Source organism: Bradyrhizobium sp. AUGA SZCCT0176 (assembly GCF_018130145.1).
In the GTDB taxonomy this organism is placed as follows: domain Bacteria; phylum Pseudomonadota; class Alphaproteobacteria; order Rhizobiales; family Xanthobacteraceae; genus Bradyrhizobium.
The window spans coordinates 30,137-47,236 of the sequence record NZ_JAFCMB010000030.1 but is presented as its reverse complement, the minus strand read 5'-3'; the positions used below and the strand labels follow the sequence as shown (position 1 = coordinate 47,236).

Here is a 17,100-nt window from a genome sequence, read left to right as displayed (position 1 = left end):
CGCCACACTACTGCTACTTTGAACGATTGATTTGCCATGTTTGTAGCGTCCGCACCTCGTGCATTTGGCCCGAAACTGACGAAATGACCAATGAGGCTACCGACTTTCCTCGTTGTTTGCTATGCGGCCGCCTGGCCAAGACGGACGGTCTGTTGAGGATTAATACAACGCCGAGCAGTCTGAATTTCTGCCTCAGTCGCGCCCCTGCTGCGAGCCCACGCCTCGGCAGCAGGCACGCTGTACTTTGCGACATAGTACCTGATGAGCGCGCAGGAAGAGCGGCGGATCGGCTCATCTGCTTGACGAGCAGCGGCAGTGGGTATCGAGATCGTAACGCCTTCATTCCTTTCTTTCATAGCGACCTCCATGGCTTTAACTAGCCATGCCCACCAAACCTCCTGCCGTTGACATAGATCAATAGACGCAAATCACCTGGCTCGGCGAACCTCTCCAAACGCTATCCCATCATCCAAAACCGCAGCTTGTAGCCGGCCAAGGCGTGGTCGGCCTCTGTGGCTCTGCTTACTGGCCGGGATCGCTCATCTCGAGAGTAACAAGCCTTGCCAAGAGTGTTGCCGGATAAAGTTGACCAACGACGCTCTCGATGTTGCATAGACTACGCGCCAACGGATGCACTGGAATGATGTCGCCGTAACCTGTCGAGGTCAGCGTAACAAAGCTCATATAGAAGACCGCGCTCGCGAGTGATTGATCGTCGTCAAATGTTATTCCCTTGATCGCCCCCGGATCCGACAGGCCGACGAAAGCAAAGAGCGTTGCAAAGGCTACTGCGATCAGCAGGTACAGAAGGATCGCTCCGATAATTCTGTGATATGTTACACGGCCACGCCTGAATACGGCCTGAGTGACCACGATCCCTAGAGTGCAGGCGATGATCAACCATGCGCCAGCCAGTATGTGAAGGTGGAAGGGAACGGGGTAATAGAGCCGCAGGAAAAATACGGCGATATTGGCGACAAGCGCAACCGACATCAGAACGAGCGCTGTGGGACTGTTGGAAATGATCACCATGCTTCCGATGATCGCGAGTGACAGGCCGACAGCAAATAGATGAAAGGTGGTAATACCAACTGCCTGCAGTGGCGCGAAGACGAATATCAGCAGTATGAGCACTCCAGTCAGCACCGTCAGCAGCCAGTCACTCCGTTCGTTGCGCAACTGGCGCAAGTCGCCGACAGGATCCAGAATCATCCTTCGCTGCCCCATCGCGCGGCTCCGATCTCGCCAGTGCCCATTGCGCATGCAATCCCTGTTCGCCTTATTGATCTAGATCAACGAGCGAAAGCAGCCGTTGCTCCACCGAGCCGGTGGGCATACCGTACGCGTGAATTCTCCGTGGGGCTTAGAATGCATGTGATCGTTTGGGCAACCTTGACAATTGTCGTGTCCTCCACGTCCTCAATAGCCCAACCGGTCTTCTTGGCAGGGCGTTACGTGCTGCCGATCACCCAGCACGATTTGTCCGTATTCGCTCCAGGGCCTCTAGGAACAACTGTAGCCGTCAATTTCCGATTCAAGCCAATCGAAAGCTGTACCGATACGCTGGACAGCGTCCTGGAGTACCAGCTGCCACCAGGGTACAACGATACGCCAATCAACGAGGTAAAGGCGACTTGCAACAAAACGATTCAGTGCAGCGGAATCGAGTTTAAGTGCGTTGGCGCCGCGCGGCCATACCCAATGTCATTTCGACACGTGCCGTTGCGGGAAATCAAAGCGAGTGGCGGATCGTTTTCCGGAACGTATCGGTACGTTTCATCGTCGATCGCGCGTCCACGTGCGGCACGTCTAAGGCGCGCGTCAGTAGGGAATTTTGAGATTGTCGAAGAATCTGCGGACAAGAAGAGCAAGACGGTCCGATTTCGGATCGAAAAGTAACCTGCTTCCAGTATGTACCCACTCACGACGAGCAAGAAGCCCGCCGCTCCGCAGCAAGGGAACGGTTGCGACCGGCCCCGAGCGTGTCGCACCCGACCAGGGATGGTCGGTAGTGAACCGACAGCGTCGTTATGGCGCGCCCACCACCCTGCGTCTTGAACCTTGGTAGGATCGGCGCAGCAGCGCGAAGAGGCTGCCGCCCGTCGCTGCGCCCAGAAGGTAGACGACAGCGACCAAAACCGCGAGCGGTACGCGAGCATCGAAGCCAAACACCGACATTGTGATGATCTCGAAATTCTGCAGCGCGAAAATGATCGTCGCTGCGGCGAACAGAATAATGATGCCGAGGTAGATCCAGCGCATGAGCACCTCCTTCGTCGAGAAACCGCTCTGGATAAGGTACGAGCCCACGACAAGATTGCGGCTGCCGTCACCAGATGGTGGTGTTGCCAAACCAACCGAATTGCGGCTGCCGCGCGACGAGGAGCGAGCGGGGCGGCGCGTGCCGCTTCACGATTTTGCGTGGCCGTTGCTGCCTCAGTTCTCGCTTTCCCGGGTCGGACGGTTGTATCCGCTTCGCGTCGGATGGCTGCATCAACGCAAATGCCTCGCGTTCCCGCTCCTTTAAAGAAACGTCGGTGACCGGCGCAGGACTGGCGATGCCGTGTTCCGCTATCGCAGCCTGTGCGGGAACGATCGTCGGAAGGCTGGTGTCGAAGACGATGCGCTCCGGCCATTTTCGGTCGGAATGAATGCGGATAACGGGCGCGTCGATGTGTGAACTCTGCATGACCGGCAGTCTGGTCAGGCATGCGTCCAGAATGAACACCAGAGTGAGCAATACTCCGCCGACATAAAGGAAATATCGCGCCAGGGGCATAAGCTACTCCGCCACGGCGCTGCGCCCGGCTCGATGCCGATTCGGGTGCGGTCGTGTGCTGGCAAGAGCCGCCTTCACCTCGGCGTCGAGCAATCCGCGACGTAACGAGGTGCTGTTGCGGCAGGAAAGGTCCGATCAGCGCCGGCCAACGCGATCCACCGGGCCGCCGCGGTTGGTGGGTGTCCCGACACGGCCGACGCCAGGCGTCGCCACCGCACGCGCGACCGGCCGCGGGCGCAGCACGACGCCGGCCCTTACGGTGCAGCCTGCTGGATAGTCGACGTATTGGCAGTATATGACGGCGCTGGCCGGTTTTGTCGTTGCAGCCATGAGGCCGGCAATCAGCAATGCCGACAAGGTGATCGAGAGTTTCATGGTGTTCTCCCTGAGTCTGACGCACCAGCTTCGATGCAGCCCTCTCAAGGCGCAGCCAGTGCCGCTGCAAGACTGACCACGGTCCATTCGGCCGGCTTGATATAGATCAAGTGTGCGAATGTTGTGTGTGGCGGCTACTTGCGGCCATCCTCGCTTCTCGCGCGCTCCCGCATCGCCGCTCGCCAGCAAGCTCATGCGCAATACCTCAAAGATCACCGCCGTTGCCGTTGCCAGTTCATCCGCGCGGCGCGCCACCCTTATGACAGCCAACATCACCAAGGCAGGGATGGTCAGATATCCGCGAGCAACGAGCCCGGATGGGGTGCGGTGTTCTGGATCAAGATTTCCCCGCCGTGCTTCAGTTCGGTAGCGATCGGACTGCGGTGCGCGAGGATCGTACAACTGGCGTGCGATATCGCCGGGAACGTCGGGATCTCCGATTGCACGATTCAACTACGCCGGGAATCAAGAAGTCGGGTCCGACTTCTCCCGCCAACTCGCCGTGATGCGGGGATCGGTTGTTCTTCGGCAGCGCCGCGGCTTCTCTGTTTCGACAGCCGGGACCAGTTCTCGGCCTCGGCCATCCAAAGAATTCGATGTTCCGGTTCTCGCTCGGCGAGCCGCCTGCATAGCGTAGCGCGCAGGTCAAACTCCAACTGATCAGTCATTGGTCCCCTGCCTGAGGGAGAAATCATTGTCACATGTTTACGACAAACGCGCCGCCCGGACTATTGTCCCAATGGTCAATGTCCCCACGGGCAATTGACGCTGATTGACGGAAAATCCGAAGTCATTGCCGTTCCAATACCTTTGATCTGAATCAAGATCGGGCGCTCCGAAACGCAACGATATGCATTTGCTATCGTGTTCCATGCACAATGGAGAAGACCATGAAACGGATCGCGAAAAACATTGCTGTTAGTGCTCCCGCATTTGCGTTCGCGGCGCTGTTTTCGCTCGGCTGGTCAGCGCAGAGCGGCATCGCGCTATCAATCGAGAGCGCTGAAGCACGCGTCGGTCGCCCGCTAACTCCCGTTAGCGTTGCCGGCGTTGCACGACGGCAGTACAGGCGCGCTGCAATCGGCACTGCTGCAGCTGTCGGCACCGCAGCAGCTGTCGGCACCGCAGCAGCTGTCGGTACCGCAGCAGCGGTCGGTACCGCAGCAGCGGTCGGTGCCGGATACTACGCGGGCCGTCCATATTACAATGAGACGGTTCGGGGAGCCCGCGCAGCCTACGTGGGCGGCTACGCCGCGAGCGGCCCAATAAGCCCCCGACCTCACTATGCAGTGGGCGCCTATTACGCGGGTGGCCCCTGGTATGGCTACAGCGGATGGTCTGACTACGCAGCCCGCAACGCGATCAGCTGCACGCCCGGTACCATGGTCAAGCTCGATGACGGCCTCATGCACGTCTGCCAATGAGTTTCCGGAACGCAGGGGCGGCCCAAAGCCGCCTCGGTATATTCATGGACCTAAGGGAGAACAACAATGTTCAGATTGATCGCTATGGCCGGCTTCGCCTTGCTCGTTGCAACATCTGTACAAGCCATGACACCTGCGCCGCCTCCCCAGGTAGACGATATGGTAACGCGAGTTGCCGTCGGCTGCGGGCCAGGTAGAACGAGAGTCGGCGGCGTATGCGTGGCACGGACGACCGTCCGCCAGACCCGCCGGGCTGTCCGCAGGTGTGTGCGGTGGCAGGGCAGCACTTGCGCATCATACCAGTGAACATACCAGGCGTGTGCTCGATCCAACGCTTGTCAGCCCCGTCAAACGCTCGAATGTCGCAGCAAGCGAGTAGCCCGCATGAGCTTAGCGATATGCGGGAGCCGTGAAAAACAAAACCCGGATGTTGGCTTGCTCATCCGGGCCGGGTTGCTGATGTTGGTGTGAGGTCGGAAATGAAAGCCTATTTGGTACTCGATGTCTCGGTGAACGACTTCGGTGGTTTCAGAAAGTACATAGCGGAAATCCCTGCGTTTATCGCGAGGCATTCCGGAAAGTACCTCGTTCAAGGGGTTCAACCGACGACCGTCGAAGGGGATTGGCCGAACGCATGGTCATCCGCGAATTTCCGGAACGCGCAAAGGCGGAAGCCTTTCTGGGCGACCCCGACATTCGGGGCCTGTTCGAGGTGCGCCACGCTACGACCACGAGCAAACTGGTGCTTGTCGATGGCTGCACCTAGGTGCGCGCATTCGCCGTGATCGGGTAGCCGCATGAGCGAAGCGATATGCGGGATCCGTGCGAGGCGGACCCGGATATCGCTCCGCTCATCCGGGCTACGGGCCCACTACATCTAGCCCGTCGGGCAAATCACTTCTGGTTTGCGGAAATCGCGTCAAGTCCAAAATTTCCGAAAATCAAAAATATTTCACTTCCCTTCCACCCCAAATCACCTGCACATCAATAGCCATCCCGTCCCACTCAGAGGGGCGTCGGCCGTCGTCATGACGAGGGGCGGGGATGCGGTGGACGTTGACGTTGCGATTGACGGTCGCGGCTGATGCGTACGGTGAAGGCGTGTGGTCCTGGCGCCCGTAACGGCGTCAAGCTCTGAAGAAGCTAACGCTTCCGAGGGGTGACGGTGGCAATAGAGGCCGTCTCACCGGGGAGAGCACGCTATAAGCCGTAAAGCCACTGCGCAGGGAATGTCGGATGTTCTCCGCTGCCCTGTATGCTCATGTGCAGCATTCTTATGCACAATCGCACATGAGACCGCGGGTGCAGCGCGCATCCGGCATTCCCTGCGCCCTCTGAATTGAGAGGGCGAGAAGATTTCCTGCAAACCTCGGGCGCAATGCGCCGCGAGAATGCGAAACTATATCTGCGTCGTCCCGGCCTTGCGCCGGGACCCATAACCCCAGGGAGTAGTTTTGCGGAAGGTCTCTGCTACCGAGTTTCATAGAGAGATCACGCGGTATGGGTCCCCCGATGCGCAATTGCGCATCTGCGTTCGCCGGGACGACGATTCACAGGGTGCCATATGCCCCCAAAAACAGTCCAATCCGGCCAAAACCCCATACTTAACAAACCCGTAATGGCCCGGACCGAAACCGCCTTGATCCGACCAAAAAGCCGTTGTTGGTTGACCGCGCCGGAGCCCGGGACGCCGATTCACCTGAATTTGGCTGATGATAGCGAGAAGGATCGCAAATGCGCAGGAATCTCACCTTTCTCCTCGGCACGGTCACCGGCGCCTGTTTGACCTTTCTGGTCGCCGGACCGCAGGGGACGCATCTGGTTGCGGCCGCCAAGGCTGCGGCCCGCACCGACGGCACCTATTCGCAGCTCAATCTGTTCGGTGACGTGTTCGAGCGCATTCGCGCCAGCTATGTCGAGAAGCCCGACGATTCCAAGCTGATGGAGGGCGCCATCAACGGCATGATCTCCTCGCTCGATCCGCATTCGCGCTACATGAATGCGAAGGGCTGGAACGACATGCAGGAGACCACGCATGGCGAATTTGGCGGGCTCGGCATCGAGGTCACGATGGATGACGGCCTCGTCAAGGTGGTGGCGCCGATCGACGACACGCCCGCCGCCAAGGCCGGCATCATGTCGGGCGACCTGATCACGCAAATCGACGATGATTCCATTCAGGGCATGACGCTCGACCAGGCCGTCAGCAAGATGAAGGGGCCGGCCAACAGCAAGATCCGCCTGAAGATCGTTCGCAAGGGCGCGGACACGCCGGTCGAGGTCGCGATCGTCCGCGAAATCATCCGGGTGCGGCCGGTGCGCTTCCGCACCGAGGGCGGCGATATCGGCTATGTCAGGATTACCAGCTTCAACGAGCAGACCACCGACGGCCTGCGCAAGGCGATCGCGGATATCTCAAAGACGATCCCGTCCGACAAGCTCGTCGGCTACGTCATCGATCTGCGCAACAATCCGGGCGGCTTGCTCGATCAGGCGGTGTCGGTGTCGAGCGCCTTCATGGGGCGGGGCGAGGTGGTCTCGACCCGTGGCCGGACGCCGGAGGAAACCCAGCGTTTCGTCGCGCGCGGCGGCGATCTGACCAAAGGCAAGCCGCTCGTCGTGCTGATCAACGGCGGATCGGCATCGGCGTCCGAGATCGTGGCCGGCGCCTTGCGCGACCACAAGCGCGCCACCATCATCGGCACGCGTTCGTTCGGCAAGGGCTCGGTGCAGACGATTATCCCGCTCGGCAAGTCCAACGGCGCGCTGGCATTGACGACCGCGCGCTATTTCACGCCGTCCGGAAAATCGATCCAGGCCCAGGGTGTCACGCCTGACATCGAGGTGCTGCAGGACGTGCCGGACGAGTTGAAGAGCCGTGCCGAGCTGAAGGGCGAAGCGTCGATGCGCGGCCACCTGGCGGCCGACGGCGCCGAGCAGACCGGTTCGCAATCCTACGTGCCGCCGTCCGAAAAGGACGACAAGGCGCTCGGTGCCGCCTTCAATCTGCTGCGCGGCGTCACGGTCAACGCCAATGCCCCGGCGGTTGCGGCGTCGAAGCGGGCGGTGCCGAACTAGCGCGCTCGCTCTAGGCGGCGGGCTTGCGCCTGCGGGAACGCACCGGGCTTGCGGCGGCAGGCATCGGCCGGTGCGCGAGCAGCAGGGGCTTGATGTCGGCGCCCGGTCGTGGCGGGCTGAACAGATAGCCCTGCATCTCCGAACAGCCGAGCGCGCGCAGCAATTCGCGCTGCTGCTCGGTCTCGACTCCTTCCGCGGTCGTCGTCATGTGGCGCGCGGCGGCGATGTTCACCACCGCCTCGACGATGCTGGCCGACCCTTCCGGCTCGCCGATATCGGTGACGAAGCAGCGGTCGATCTTGATCTTGTCGAACGGGAAGCGCTTCAGATAGCTCAGCGAGGAATAGCCGGTCCCGAAATCGTCGAGCGCTATCCTGATCCCGATGGCGCGAAGCTGGTGCAGGATGGCAAGCGCCGCATCGTCGTCGCGGATCAGCACCGCTTCGGTGATCTCGAGTTCCAGCCGGCCCGCGGCCAGGCCCGACGCCCCAAGCGCTGCCATCACCTTCAGCGCCAGCGTGCCGCTCTTGAACTGTACCGGCGAAACGTTGACCGCAAGACGGACATCGTCGGGCCAGGTCGCTGCCTCGGCGCACGCCGTGGTCAGCACCCACTCGCCGAGCTGATTGATCAGGCCGGTCTCTTCGGCGATCGGCACGAAGTCGGCCGGCGAGATGATGCCGCGCTCCGGATGGCGCCAGCGCACCAGCGCTTCGCAGCCGGTGATCCTGCCGTCCCGCAGGTCCAGACACGGCTGGTAGTAAACCTCGAAGCCGCCATCGACGATGGCCTGTCGCAGGTCCATTTCCAGCACGCGGCGGGCGCGCACCTGGGCGTCCATTTCCGGCTGGAAGAAACGATGGGTGCGGCGGCCGGCGGCCTTGGCGGCGTACATCGCCAGATCCGCGTTCTTCAGGATCTGGTCGAGGTCGGAACCGTCCTGCGGCGCCAGCGCGATGCCGATCGAGGCGTCGGTGGTCACCTGATGGCCGAGGCATTCGTAGGGAGCGCGGATCGCATCATAGATGCGGCGGGTGAGTTCGGTGACATCGTCGGCGCCCGTCACCCCGGTCTGCACGATGGCGAATTCGTCGCCGCCGAGCCTTGCCACGAAATCGGTCTCGCGCACGCAAGCACGCAGGCTGACCGCGACGGATTTGAGCAACTCGTCGCCGATCATGTGTCCGAGCGAGTCGTTGATGCTCTTGAACTCGTCGATGTCGATATAGAGCACGGCAAGCTGCCGGTCGGCCGCGACGTGAGGCAATTCCTGCTTGAGTTGTTCGTGGAACAGGGTGCGGTTCGGCAGGTCGGTCAGCGCGTCGTAATGGGCGAGGTGGGTGATGCGTTCCTCGGCCTGGCGCTGTTCAGTAACGTCTTCATGGGTGGCCACCCATCCGCCGTCCGCCAGCGGTTCGTTGACGACCTGGACCGAACGTCCGTCGGGCGTCGTGATGATCATCGCGTTGCGTTGCCCGACGTCGCGCAGAACCCGCACGACGTACCGGTCGACGTCGCCGGTGAACGATCCGGTCTGTTTTCGATGCGCGATCACGTCGCGGAAACTGCAGCCCGGCTTCACGATCTCGGCCGACAGGCCGTACATGTCGAGATAGCGCTGGTTGCAGATCACGAGGCGCTGCGAGGAATCGAACAGCAGCAGGCCCTGCGTCATGTTGTTGACGGCGGTGTCGAGCCGCTGTTTTTCAAGCGTCAGCCGCTGCCGCGACGCGCGGTGCTGCTGCAAGAGCTTGCGCACCACCAGGAACAACAGCACGGCAATCGCCAGCACGGACAATCCGGCCACCGCGATCAGGATGGAGATTTGCGCGCGCCAGTCGGCCAGCGCCGCCGCGGTGGTCGTCGCTGCGACGATCACGATCGGAAATTTGCTCAGCGCGCGCGAGGAGATCACCCGGTGCTCGCCGTCGAGCGGGCTGGTCAGACGGGAGGTGGTATTGGCGCGCTCGAACACAAGCCGCTGGCTGGCCGGGCCGGACTTGAAGTTCTTGCCGATCATCTCGGCGACATGCGGATAACGGGCGAGCAGCGTGCCGTCGCGGTGGTGCATGGCGATCGCGGCATCCGATCCGAGCGCCACCGAAGCGAAGAATTTCTCGAAATTGGCGGGTTCGATGCCGCGGCCGATGGCGCCGAGGAATTCGCCGTTCGGCCCCGTGACCTTGCGCGCGATCACTGTGGTCCAGACGCCGGTGACACGGCTGTAGACCGGCTCGATCACCACGGTCGGCGATTCCGGCCCGGACTTGAAGGTCTTGAAATAGGCCCGGTCCGCGACGTTGACGGGCGGGGCGGGCCAGGCCACCGACGAATTGATCAGTCTGCCCTCGACGTCGAAGACGTTGACGCCGCCGACATAGGACACCGCCTCGATCTTGGACTTCAGCATCAGATGGATTTCCTCGCTCGACATCCGGCGCCGGAAATGTTCCGTCGTCGTGATCAAGCTGGATCGGATGAAGCTGATCAGGTCCTTCTGGACCACCTCCAAATCCTCGAGTTGCTGGTCGAAATGGCGGGCCAGCAGCAGCACGGTGTTTTCCAGCTCGCGTTCGCTGTTGCGCAGCGCGCGTTCGCGGAAATTGCCGGCCATGATGGTCGCGCCGATCGCGATCGTGGCGATCAGCAGCACGCCGCCCAGGATCAGCCATCGGATCGGACCGCCGCGAAAGATGGGCTTGATCTTGAATGAGGCGGTGTTGATTGAACCCATTGAACGAGATCGCTGCCAGGAAATAATCCCGAAAGCAGTATTGCGTGCTTCCGGCCCGTTACTTTGCTACCGCGCCGAGATGGAATTGACGTTAGCAAGCCTGGTTAACGAAACGTTAGCCAGGTAGCGAATGCTGCCGATGACAACCTCGGCAGGGCCTAGTTCCGGAGGGGTGCGTGGGGTGGCGGAACATGATCGCAACGATGGCGGCGGCGATGACGTTGGCGGCGACGCCGGCCAGGATCGGCAGCGTATAATCGCCCGTGACATCGAATGCGTAGCCGGCGGTGCTGGGACCGATCAGGGTGCCGAACGCGACGCTGGTGTAGAGGATGCCGATGATGCCGCTGACATGGCGCCCGCCGAAATGATCCATCACAACGGCCGGAAGTACCGCAACCCACGCGCCGTAGATCATGCCGTAGATGAAGGCGAATCCGGCAAGCTGCCAGAAACTCGTCGAGATCAACCAGATTGCGAGAGCTAGCGCCATGCCGATGAACAGCAGCAGCAGGGCGGTTTGGCGGCCGATCCGGTCGGCGAGCCCGCCGAGGAAGAAGCGGCCGGCGGTAGAACCGATGCCGATGATTCCGAGCAGCAGCACCGCGGAGGAGGCCGCAACGCCGTGATCCCCGGCATAGGGAACGAGGTGCACGAACGGCACGAACAGGCCGAACGAGCAGATCAGGCAGGCGGCATAAAGCGCAACGAAGTGTGGTGAGCGGATCGCCTCGCTGACCGTGGCGCCCTGCGCCTGCGCCGGGATGGCGCCCGGCAGGACCGCATCGCCGTCGGGGTTGAGACCGCGCGCGCGCGGATCGTTCTCCAGCAGCAGCGCCATCCCGCCGCCAACGATAGCGGCGATGGCGCCGAGCGCCAGGTAAGCGCCGCGCCACCCCAGCGTCTCGATCAGGAGCGTCGCCAGCGGCGGCATCACCAGTGTGCCAACGCCGATGCCGCTCACGGCAAGACCGGAGGCAAAGCCGCGCCGTCGCACGAACCACCGCTGCACCGCGCCGACCGCGGGCACATAGGCGCAGCCGATGCCAAGTCCGACACCGAGGCCGTAAGCGGCATAGACCTCGAGCAAATTGCGTGCGGCACCCGCCGCGGCGAGCCCGAGGCCGATCAGCAGCATGCCTGCCAGCGCGAGGCGGCGGGAGCCGTAGCGGTCGGCGAGGGGGCCACTGACGATGCCCAAGGCAAAATAGAGAAAGCCCGCGAGCGAAAACACCAGCGAGACCGAGCCGCGCGAGGCGCCAAAATCGCGCTGCAGCGATTCCAGGAACGCGCTGAACGTATAGGCGCAGCCGAAGCCGACAAAGGTCACCGCGAATGCGGCGGCCACGACGAACCAGCCGTAGAAAATCCCCGTACGGGGCCAGGTTGCGTCTTGGCTCATGGCGGGTTCCTCTCGAAACGGTTGCGGGTAGAACACCGGTATATTGATTATACCGGTGTCTCTTGTTGTCAACCGGTAAATCTGCTTTACTGGTGTCGATGTCGCGAGAATCAAAAAAGTTCGGCGTTCCGGACGAGCTGGCCAATCTCTATGATTTCGCCAATACGCTCGACGTCAGGCACTTCACGCATCACGGCGTGCCGCATCCGCAAGGCGATGAACTGATCAGCGCGCGGGAGCTCGCGAGGTGGATGTCGCAGCGCGGGCTGGCGCCGACCAGCGCGAAGATCACGCCGGCGATGTTTGCAACCGCGATCGAACTGCGGACGTTGGTGCGCGACTATCTGCAGTGCGATCCGCTGGAGCGGCGCGGAAACAAGGATGCAGTTCGCGCGCTGAGCAAAGCGCTGAAATATTTTCCGCTGGTCGTGGCCGCAGGGGATGACGGCATGGTGCTGCGGGCGGCGCGCGAAGATGCGCTCGCAGGACTGTCGCCGATTGTCGCAGAACTCTATGACGGCTCGAGAAATGGAACGCTTGATCGGCTGAAAATGTGCGCGTCTGACGAATGCCGCCGGGTGTTTTTCGACCGCTCGAAACCATCGACGCGGCGCTGGTGCATGTCATCGCTGTGCGGGAATCGGATGAAAACACGCAGCTATCGCGAGAGACAACGCAACGCCGCCGGATAAATCATTGTGACTCGGTCACGACCGGCGGACTGGACGGTGTTTTCTCGCCGATTGCGATCAGTCCCCGGCGCGGTAATGTCCGGACTTGCCGCCCTTTTTCTCGACCAGATGAATGCCTTCGATCCGCACACCGCGCTCGACTGCCTTGATCATGTCGTAGATCGTCAGGCACGCAACCGACACCGCCGTCAGCGCTTCCATCTCGACGCCGGTCGGCCCGGTGACCTTCACGGTGGCGCGGACGACGCAGCCGGGCAATTTCCTGTCGGGCGTGATGTCGAGCGTGACCTTCGATAGCGCCAGCGGATGGCACAGCGGGATCAAATCCGAGGTGCGCTTGGCCGCCATGATGCCGGCAATACGGGCGGTGCCGAGCACGTCGCCCTTTTTGGCGTTACCGGAGACGATCAGTTCGAGCGTCGCCTTGCTCATGACCACGCGGCCTTCGGCAACGGCGATGCGTTCGGTGGCGGGTTTGGCCGACACGTCGACCATCCGCGCTTCGCCCGATGCATCGATGTGGGTGAGTGCGCCGCCTTTGGAAGCCTTCCGCGCCATCGCCTAGCGCGTCCCGGTGGCGCGCGGCACGTCGGTACGGGCCAGCAACGCCCGCGTTGCCGCAGTGACGTCGGCCTGGCGCATCAGGCTTTCGCCGACCAGGAAGGTCGCCATGCCGACGCGCGCGAGGCGCGCCAGGTCTGCCGGCGTAAAGATGCCGCTTTCACCGACCGTCAGGCGATCCCCAGGGATCAGCGGCGCGAGCGCCTCGCTGGTCACCAGCGTGGTTTCGAAGGTGCGCAAATTTCGGTTATTGACGCCGATCATCGGCGAGCGAAGCTTTAGCGCGCGATCAAGCTCAGCGCGGTCGTGGATTTCGATCAGCACGTCCATGCCATGCGCGATGGCGGCATCTTCCAGATCTCTGGCCGTGTCGTCATCAAGTGCGGCCATGATGATCAGGATGCAGTCAGCGCCATGGGCGCGGGCCTCGACCACCTGATAGGTGTCGAACAGAAAATCCTTGCGCAGCACCGGCAAATTGGTCGCCGCACGCGCCGCAACCATGAAATCGAGATGGCCCTGGAACGAGGGCGTATCGGTCAGGATCGACAGACACGCCGCCCCGCCGGCTTGATAGGCTTGTGCCAATGCCGGCGGATCGAAATCGGCTCGGATCAGCCCTTTGGAGGGCGAAGCCTTCTTCACCTCCGCGATCAGCGCATAGTCACCGCGATCAAGCTTTTCACGGATCGCGTGCAAAAAGCCGCGCGGCGGCGGCGCGGTTTTGGCCAGTGCTTCAAGGCTTGCCAGCGGATGCGTCCGCTTGGCGGCGGCGATCTCCTCGCGCTTGTAAGTCTCGATCTTGCTCAGGATGTCGGACATGTCAGGCGCTCCCGCGGTCAGCCGTTGGACACCGCGATCAAATGCTTGAGTTTTGCAGCGGCAGCACCGCCGTCGAGCGCTTTGGTGCCCAGCGCGACGCCTTCCTTCAAATCCCTGGCGCGGCCGGCGACGATCAGCGCCGCCGCAGCGTTCAGGAGAGCGACGTCGCGATACGCGCTCGGCTTGCCGTTGAGCACGCTTTGCAGCGCCACCGCGTTGGCGTCGGCATCGCCGCCCTTCAACGCTTCGCCACCGACGCGGGCGAGGCCGGCCTCTTCCGGCGTCACCTCGAAGGTACGGACATTGCCGTTCTCGAGGCTTGCGACAAAACTCGGGCCGGTGAGGGTAATTTCGTCGAGACCGTCGGAGCCGTGCACCACCCAGACTGACTCGGAGCCGAGGTTCTTCAGCACCTGCGCGAGCGGCAGCACCCAGTGCCTCGAGAATACGCCGACCATTTGCCGCTTGACGCCGGCCGGGTTGGACAGCGGTCCGAGCAGGTTGAAGATCGTGCGCGTGGCGAGTTCGACCCGGGTCGGGCCGACGTTCTTCATGGCCGGATGGTGCGCGGGCGCGAACATGAATCCGATGCCGGCTTCCTGTACGCAACGGCCGACCTGGTCGGGCGAAAGATCGATCCTGACACCGAGCGAGGCCAATACGTCGGCCGCCCCCGAGCGCGAAGACAGCGCGCGGTTGCCGTGTTTGGCGACGGGCACGCCGGCGCCCGCGACAATGAAGGAGGCACAGGTGGACACGTTCACCGACCCGGACCCGTCGCCGCCGGTGCCGACCACGTCGACGGCCTCCGCCGGCGCCTTGACCCGCAGCATCTTGGCGCGCATCGCGGACACCGCGCCGGTGATTTCGTCGACCGTCTCGCCGCGTACCCGCAGCGCCATCAATAGTCCGCCCATCTGCGAGGGCGTCGCCTCGCCGGACATCATGCTGTCGAAGGCGGAGGCGGCCTCCTCACGCGACAGCGTCGCACCGGTGGCGACTTTTCCGATGATAGATTTGAGGTCGTCCATCGCGTTGCTTTCAGGATTGGGACGTCTTTATCTCTTGAGCATGACCTTCGAGCAAACGCTACGCGTTTGTCGAGGGAAAACCGGTGCCCACGTCCCGGATCATGCTCAGTTGCTGTTCGCGCCCGTCACCTGTGCGAAGGCCGCCTGGTTGATGGTCGTGCCGATCTCTGACTCGATCTTCGTGACGTACTGCGCGACCTGTTCGTCGGTGAGGCCCCGCAGCAATGTCTCCTTCAGTTTCTTGACCTCGTCGGCAGCGACGTTAACCGAGGGCATGCTGACATCGGTGACGCGGTACACGATCCACTCGCTGCCCCCGGCGCCGGCGGTTTGTCCGACGCCATCCTTGGCGGTGCGAAACGCCGCGGTGATGAGGCTCGAGGGCACGCCGGATGGAGCGGCGTCGCGCCGGAAACCGGTTGCGGTTTCGACCTTCGAGCCGATCGACGCGGCTTCTTCGGCCAAGGTGCCGCCACGCTCGAGCTTGCCGACCATCTCGGTCGCCTTCGCGCGCAGCTTGCTCGAGATCTGGTCTTCGCGCCACTTGGTTTCGACCTGGGCGCGGACCTCGTCGAGATTGCGTTCACGCGACGGCGTAACGCCGATAACGTCGTACCAGACATAGCCGCCGGCAAACTGGATCGGATCGTTGTCGACGCCGACATTGCTTGCGAAGGCTTGCGAGACCACTTCGAGACCGCGCGGAATATTGCCGACCGGCCGGCCGTCAGGGCCGCGGCCCGAGCGGTCGACGGCCTCGATGGTAACTGCGGTCAGTCCGAGCTTCTGGGCGGCTTCGACCACGCTGGCGCCGCCGCCACGCTCGTCTTCCATCTTGTTGTGGAGTTCGGCGACCTTGCCGCGCGCCCGCTCGGTCCCGATTTCCTTTTTTATCTGCGCCGCGACGCTTTCATAGGAAGGCGTCGTAGCCGGTTCGATCTTGCCGACCTTGACCAGCGCCACGACGAACTGGCCTTTGATCGGCTGGCTTACCTCGCCGGAGGGCAGCGCGAACGCCGCGTCGGCGATGGCCGGATCGATGATGGCGGATTTTGCCGTCATGCCGAGGTCAACAAGATTGGCGTTGTGTTCCTTGGCGACGTCGTCGAATGACATTCCGGATGTGATGCGGCTGCGCGCGGTGAGCGCTTCCTCGGCGTTTTGAAACACCATCTGCTGCACTTCGCGCTTCTCGGGCGTACCGATCCGGTTACGGCTCTGCTCGAATACCTTCTTCGCATCCTCGTCGGAGACCTCGGACCATTTGCCCAGTTCCTCGGGGCTGACCACGATGAACGACAGTTTGCGAAATTCGGGTGCGCGGAACTGGGTCTTGTGGTCTTCGAAATAGGCGGCGAGCGTCTCGGGCGAGGGCGTGTCGATGGTGCCGGCCTGCGCGGCGTCGAGTTTGATGTAATCGACCGAGCGCTGCTCGTTCTGGTACCGGGTCAAGGCATCGATCATGAGCTTCGGCGGCTCGAGCCCGGCCGTGACGGTGTCCGCGATCTGGCGCCGCAAGCCCAGGCGCCGCCGCTCGGCGAGGTAGCGCTGCTCGGTGTAACCGGCCTGGCGGATCGCGGCCTGGAAGCGCGCCGGATCGAAATTGCCGCCCAATCCCTTGAACGCGGGGTCGCTGTAGATGACCCGCATGGCCTCGGCATCCGACTGTGCAAGGCCCATGCGCCGCGCCTCCTCGTCGAGGGCGGCTTCCGCGATGGTCTGCTGCAGCACCTGACGATCAAGCCCAAACAAGCGGGCCTGCTCCTGGGTCAGCGGACGGCCGAACTGACGGCCCAATTGCTGGAGCTTGTCGGTGTAGATCTGGCGGAATTGCTCGGTCGAAATCTCGGTCTTGCCGATCTTGGCCAGCGTCGACTGCCCAAAGCCCTTGAAGATGTCGGCGATGCCCCAGACAGCAAAGCTGAGAATCAGCACGCCCATCACGACGCTCATGATGGCCTTGCCGAGCCAGTTTGATGAGGCTTTGCGTATTCCTCGAAGCATGGGTCCAACTTGTTTTGTAGGAGGGGAACCGGGTCATACCCAAGGCGGTTTCCGATTGGAATACCGCAACAGGGCGTCTACCCGAGTTGATATCGCATCATAAAGTGGCAGTCGCCCCCCCGCAACCTCGGTTCGGGCCCTCGCAACCTCGGTTGCGTGCCCGTAACCTCGCCAATTGAAGCGGTTAACGGCTCAGAG

General features: G+C 62.3%; 14 protein-coding genes. 4 read left to right on the top strand and 10 right to left on the bottom strand.

Features of this window, described 5'->3' with window-relative positions; genetic code table 11:
• Positions 1-522 precede the first annotated feature (522 nt).
• From JQ600_RS34375 to JQ600_RS34360, 4 genes are all read right to left on the bottom strand, one after another.
• Entirely contained in the window at positions 523-1,212 is a 690-nt protein-coding gene (locus JQ600_RS34375) for an ion channel (RefSeq protein ID WP_249132870.1), read from the bottom strand.
• An 816-nt stretch (positions 1,213-2,028) separates the two neighbouring features.
• The gene (locus JQ600_RS34370; protein WP_212388501.1) at positions 2,029-2,262 is read right to left on the bottom strand and encodes a hypothetical protein; all 234 of its coding nucleotides are present in this window, start codon (positions 2,260-2,262) and stop codon (positions 2,029-2,031) included.
• A gap of 67 nt (positions 2,263-2,329) precedes the next feature.
• Positions 2,330-2,779: a hypothetical protein gene (locus JQ600_RS34365; protein ID WP_212269660.1), complete on the bottom strand. Its 450-nt coding sequence runs from the start codon at positions 2,777-2,779 to the stop codon at positions 2,330-2,332.
• A 135-nt stretch (positions 2,780-2,914) separates the two neighbouring features.
• Complete coding sequence (locus JQ600_RS34360; protein WP_212039292.1) at positions 2,915-3,154, bottom strand: hypothetical protein; 240 nt, start codon at positions 3,152-3,154, stop codon at positions 2,915-2,917.
• A gap of 890 nt (positions 3,155-4,044) precedes the next feature.
• Between JQ600_RS34360 and JQ600_RS37680 the strand changes: the two genes are divergently transcribed.
• From JQ600_RS37680 to JQ600_RS34340, 3 genes are all read left to right on the top strand, one after another.
• The gene (locus JQ600_RS37680) at positions 4,045-4,578 is read left to right on the top strand and encodes a hypothetical protein (protein ID WP_409363294.1); all 534 of its coding nucleotides are present in this window, start codon (positions 4,045-4,047) and stop codon (positions 4,576-4,578) included.
• 479 nt (positions 4,579-5,057) lie between these two features.
• Positions 5,058-5,363, top strand: a complete 306-nt coding sequence (locus JQ600_RS37675) for a DUF1330 domain-containing protein (protein ID WP_409363293.1) — start codon at positions 5,058-5,060, stop codon at positions 5,361-5,363.
• A gap of 949 nt (positions 5,364-6,312) precedes the next feature.
• On the top strand, positions 6,313-7,656 hold the full coding sequence (locus JQ600_RS34340; RefSeq protein WP_212392255.1) for a S41 family peptidase: 1,344 nt from the start codon (positions 6,313-6,315) through the stop codon (positions 7,654-7,656).
• 10 nt (positions 7,657-7,666) lie between these two features.
• Here the strand turns inward: JQ600_RS34340 and JQ600_RS34335 are convergent, their stop codons facing one another.
• Complete coding sequence (locus JQ600_RS34335) at positions 7,667-10,390, bottom strand: EAL domain-containing protein (RefSeq protein ID WP_212490331.1); 2,724 nt, start codon at positions 10,388-10,390, stop codon at positions 7,667-7,669.
• A 115-nt stretch (positions 10,391-10,505) separates the two neighbouring features.
• The gene (locus JQ600_RS34330; RefSeq protein ID WP_212392253.1) at positions 10,506-11,792 is read right to left on the bottom strand and encodes an MCT family MFS transporter; all 1,287 of its coding nucleotides are present in this window, start codon (positions 11,790-11,792) and stop codon (positions 10,506-10,508) included.
• A gap of 98 nt (positions 11,793-11,890) precedes the next feature.
• Here JQ600_RS34330 and JQ600_RS34325 point away from each other — a divergent pair, with 98 nt between their 5' ends.
• The gene (locus tag JQ600_RS34325) at positions 11,891-12,484 is read left to right on the top strand and encodes a CGNR zinc finger domain-containing protein (protein WP_212392252.1); all 594 of its coding nucleotides are present in this window, start codon (positions 11,891-11,893) and stop codon (positions 12,482-12,484) included.
• A 57-nt stretch (positions 12,485-12,541) separates the two neighbouring features.
• Here JQ600_RS34325 and moaC read toward each other — a convergent pair whose 3' ends face one another.
• From moaC to JQ600_RS34305, 4 genes are all read right to left on the bottom strand, one after another.
• Entirely contained in the window at positions 12,542-13,042 is a 501-nt protein-coding gene (gene moaC / locus JQ600_RS34320) for a cyclic pyranopterin monophosphate synthase MoaC (protein ID WP_212392251.1), read from the bottom strand.
• A 3-nt stretch (positions 13,043-13,045) separates the two neighbouring features.
• Positions 13,046-13,867 carry an indole-3-glycerol phosphate synthase TrpC gene (gene trpC / locus JQ600_RS34315; protein WP_212392250.1) on the bottom strand — a complete coding sequence of 274 codons (822 nt, stop codon included), beginning with the start codon at positions 13,865-13,867 and terminating at the stop codon, positions 13,046-13,048.
• Between the two features lie 17 nt (positions 13,868-13,884).
• A complete protein-coding gene (trpD, locus tag JQ600_RS34310) occupies positions 13,885-14,898 on the bottom strand; it encodes an anthranilate phosphoribosyltransferase (protein WP_212392249.1) in 1,014 nt (337 codons plus the stop codon).
• A 105-nt stretch (positions 14,899-15,003) separates the two neighbouring features.
• Positions 15,004-16,902: a peptidylprolyl isomerase gene (locus tag JQ600_RS34305; RefSeq protein WP_212392248.1), complete on the bottom strand. Its 1,899-nt coding sequence runs from the start codon at positions 16,900-16,902 to the stop codon at positions 15,004-15,006.
• Positions 16,903-17,100 lie beyond the last annotated feature (198 nt).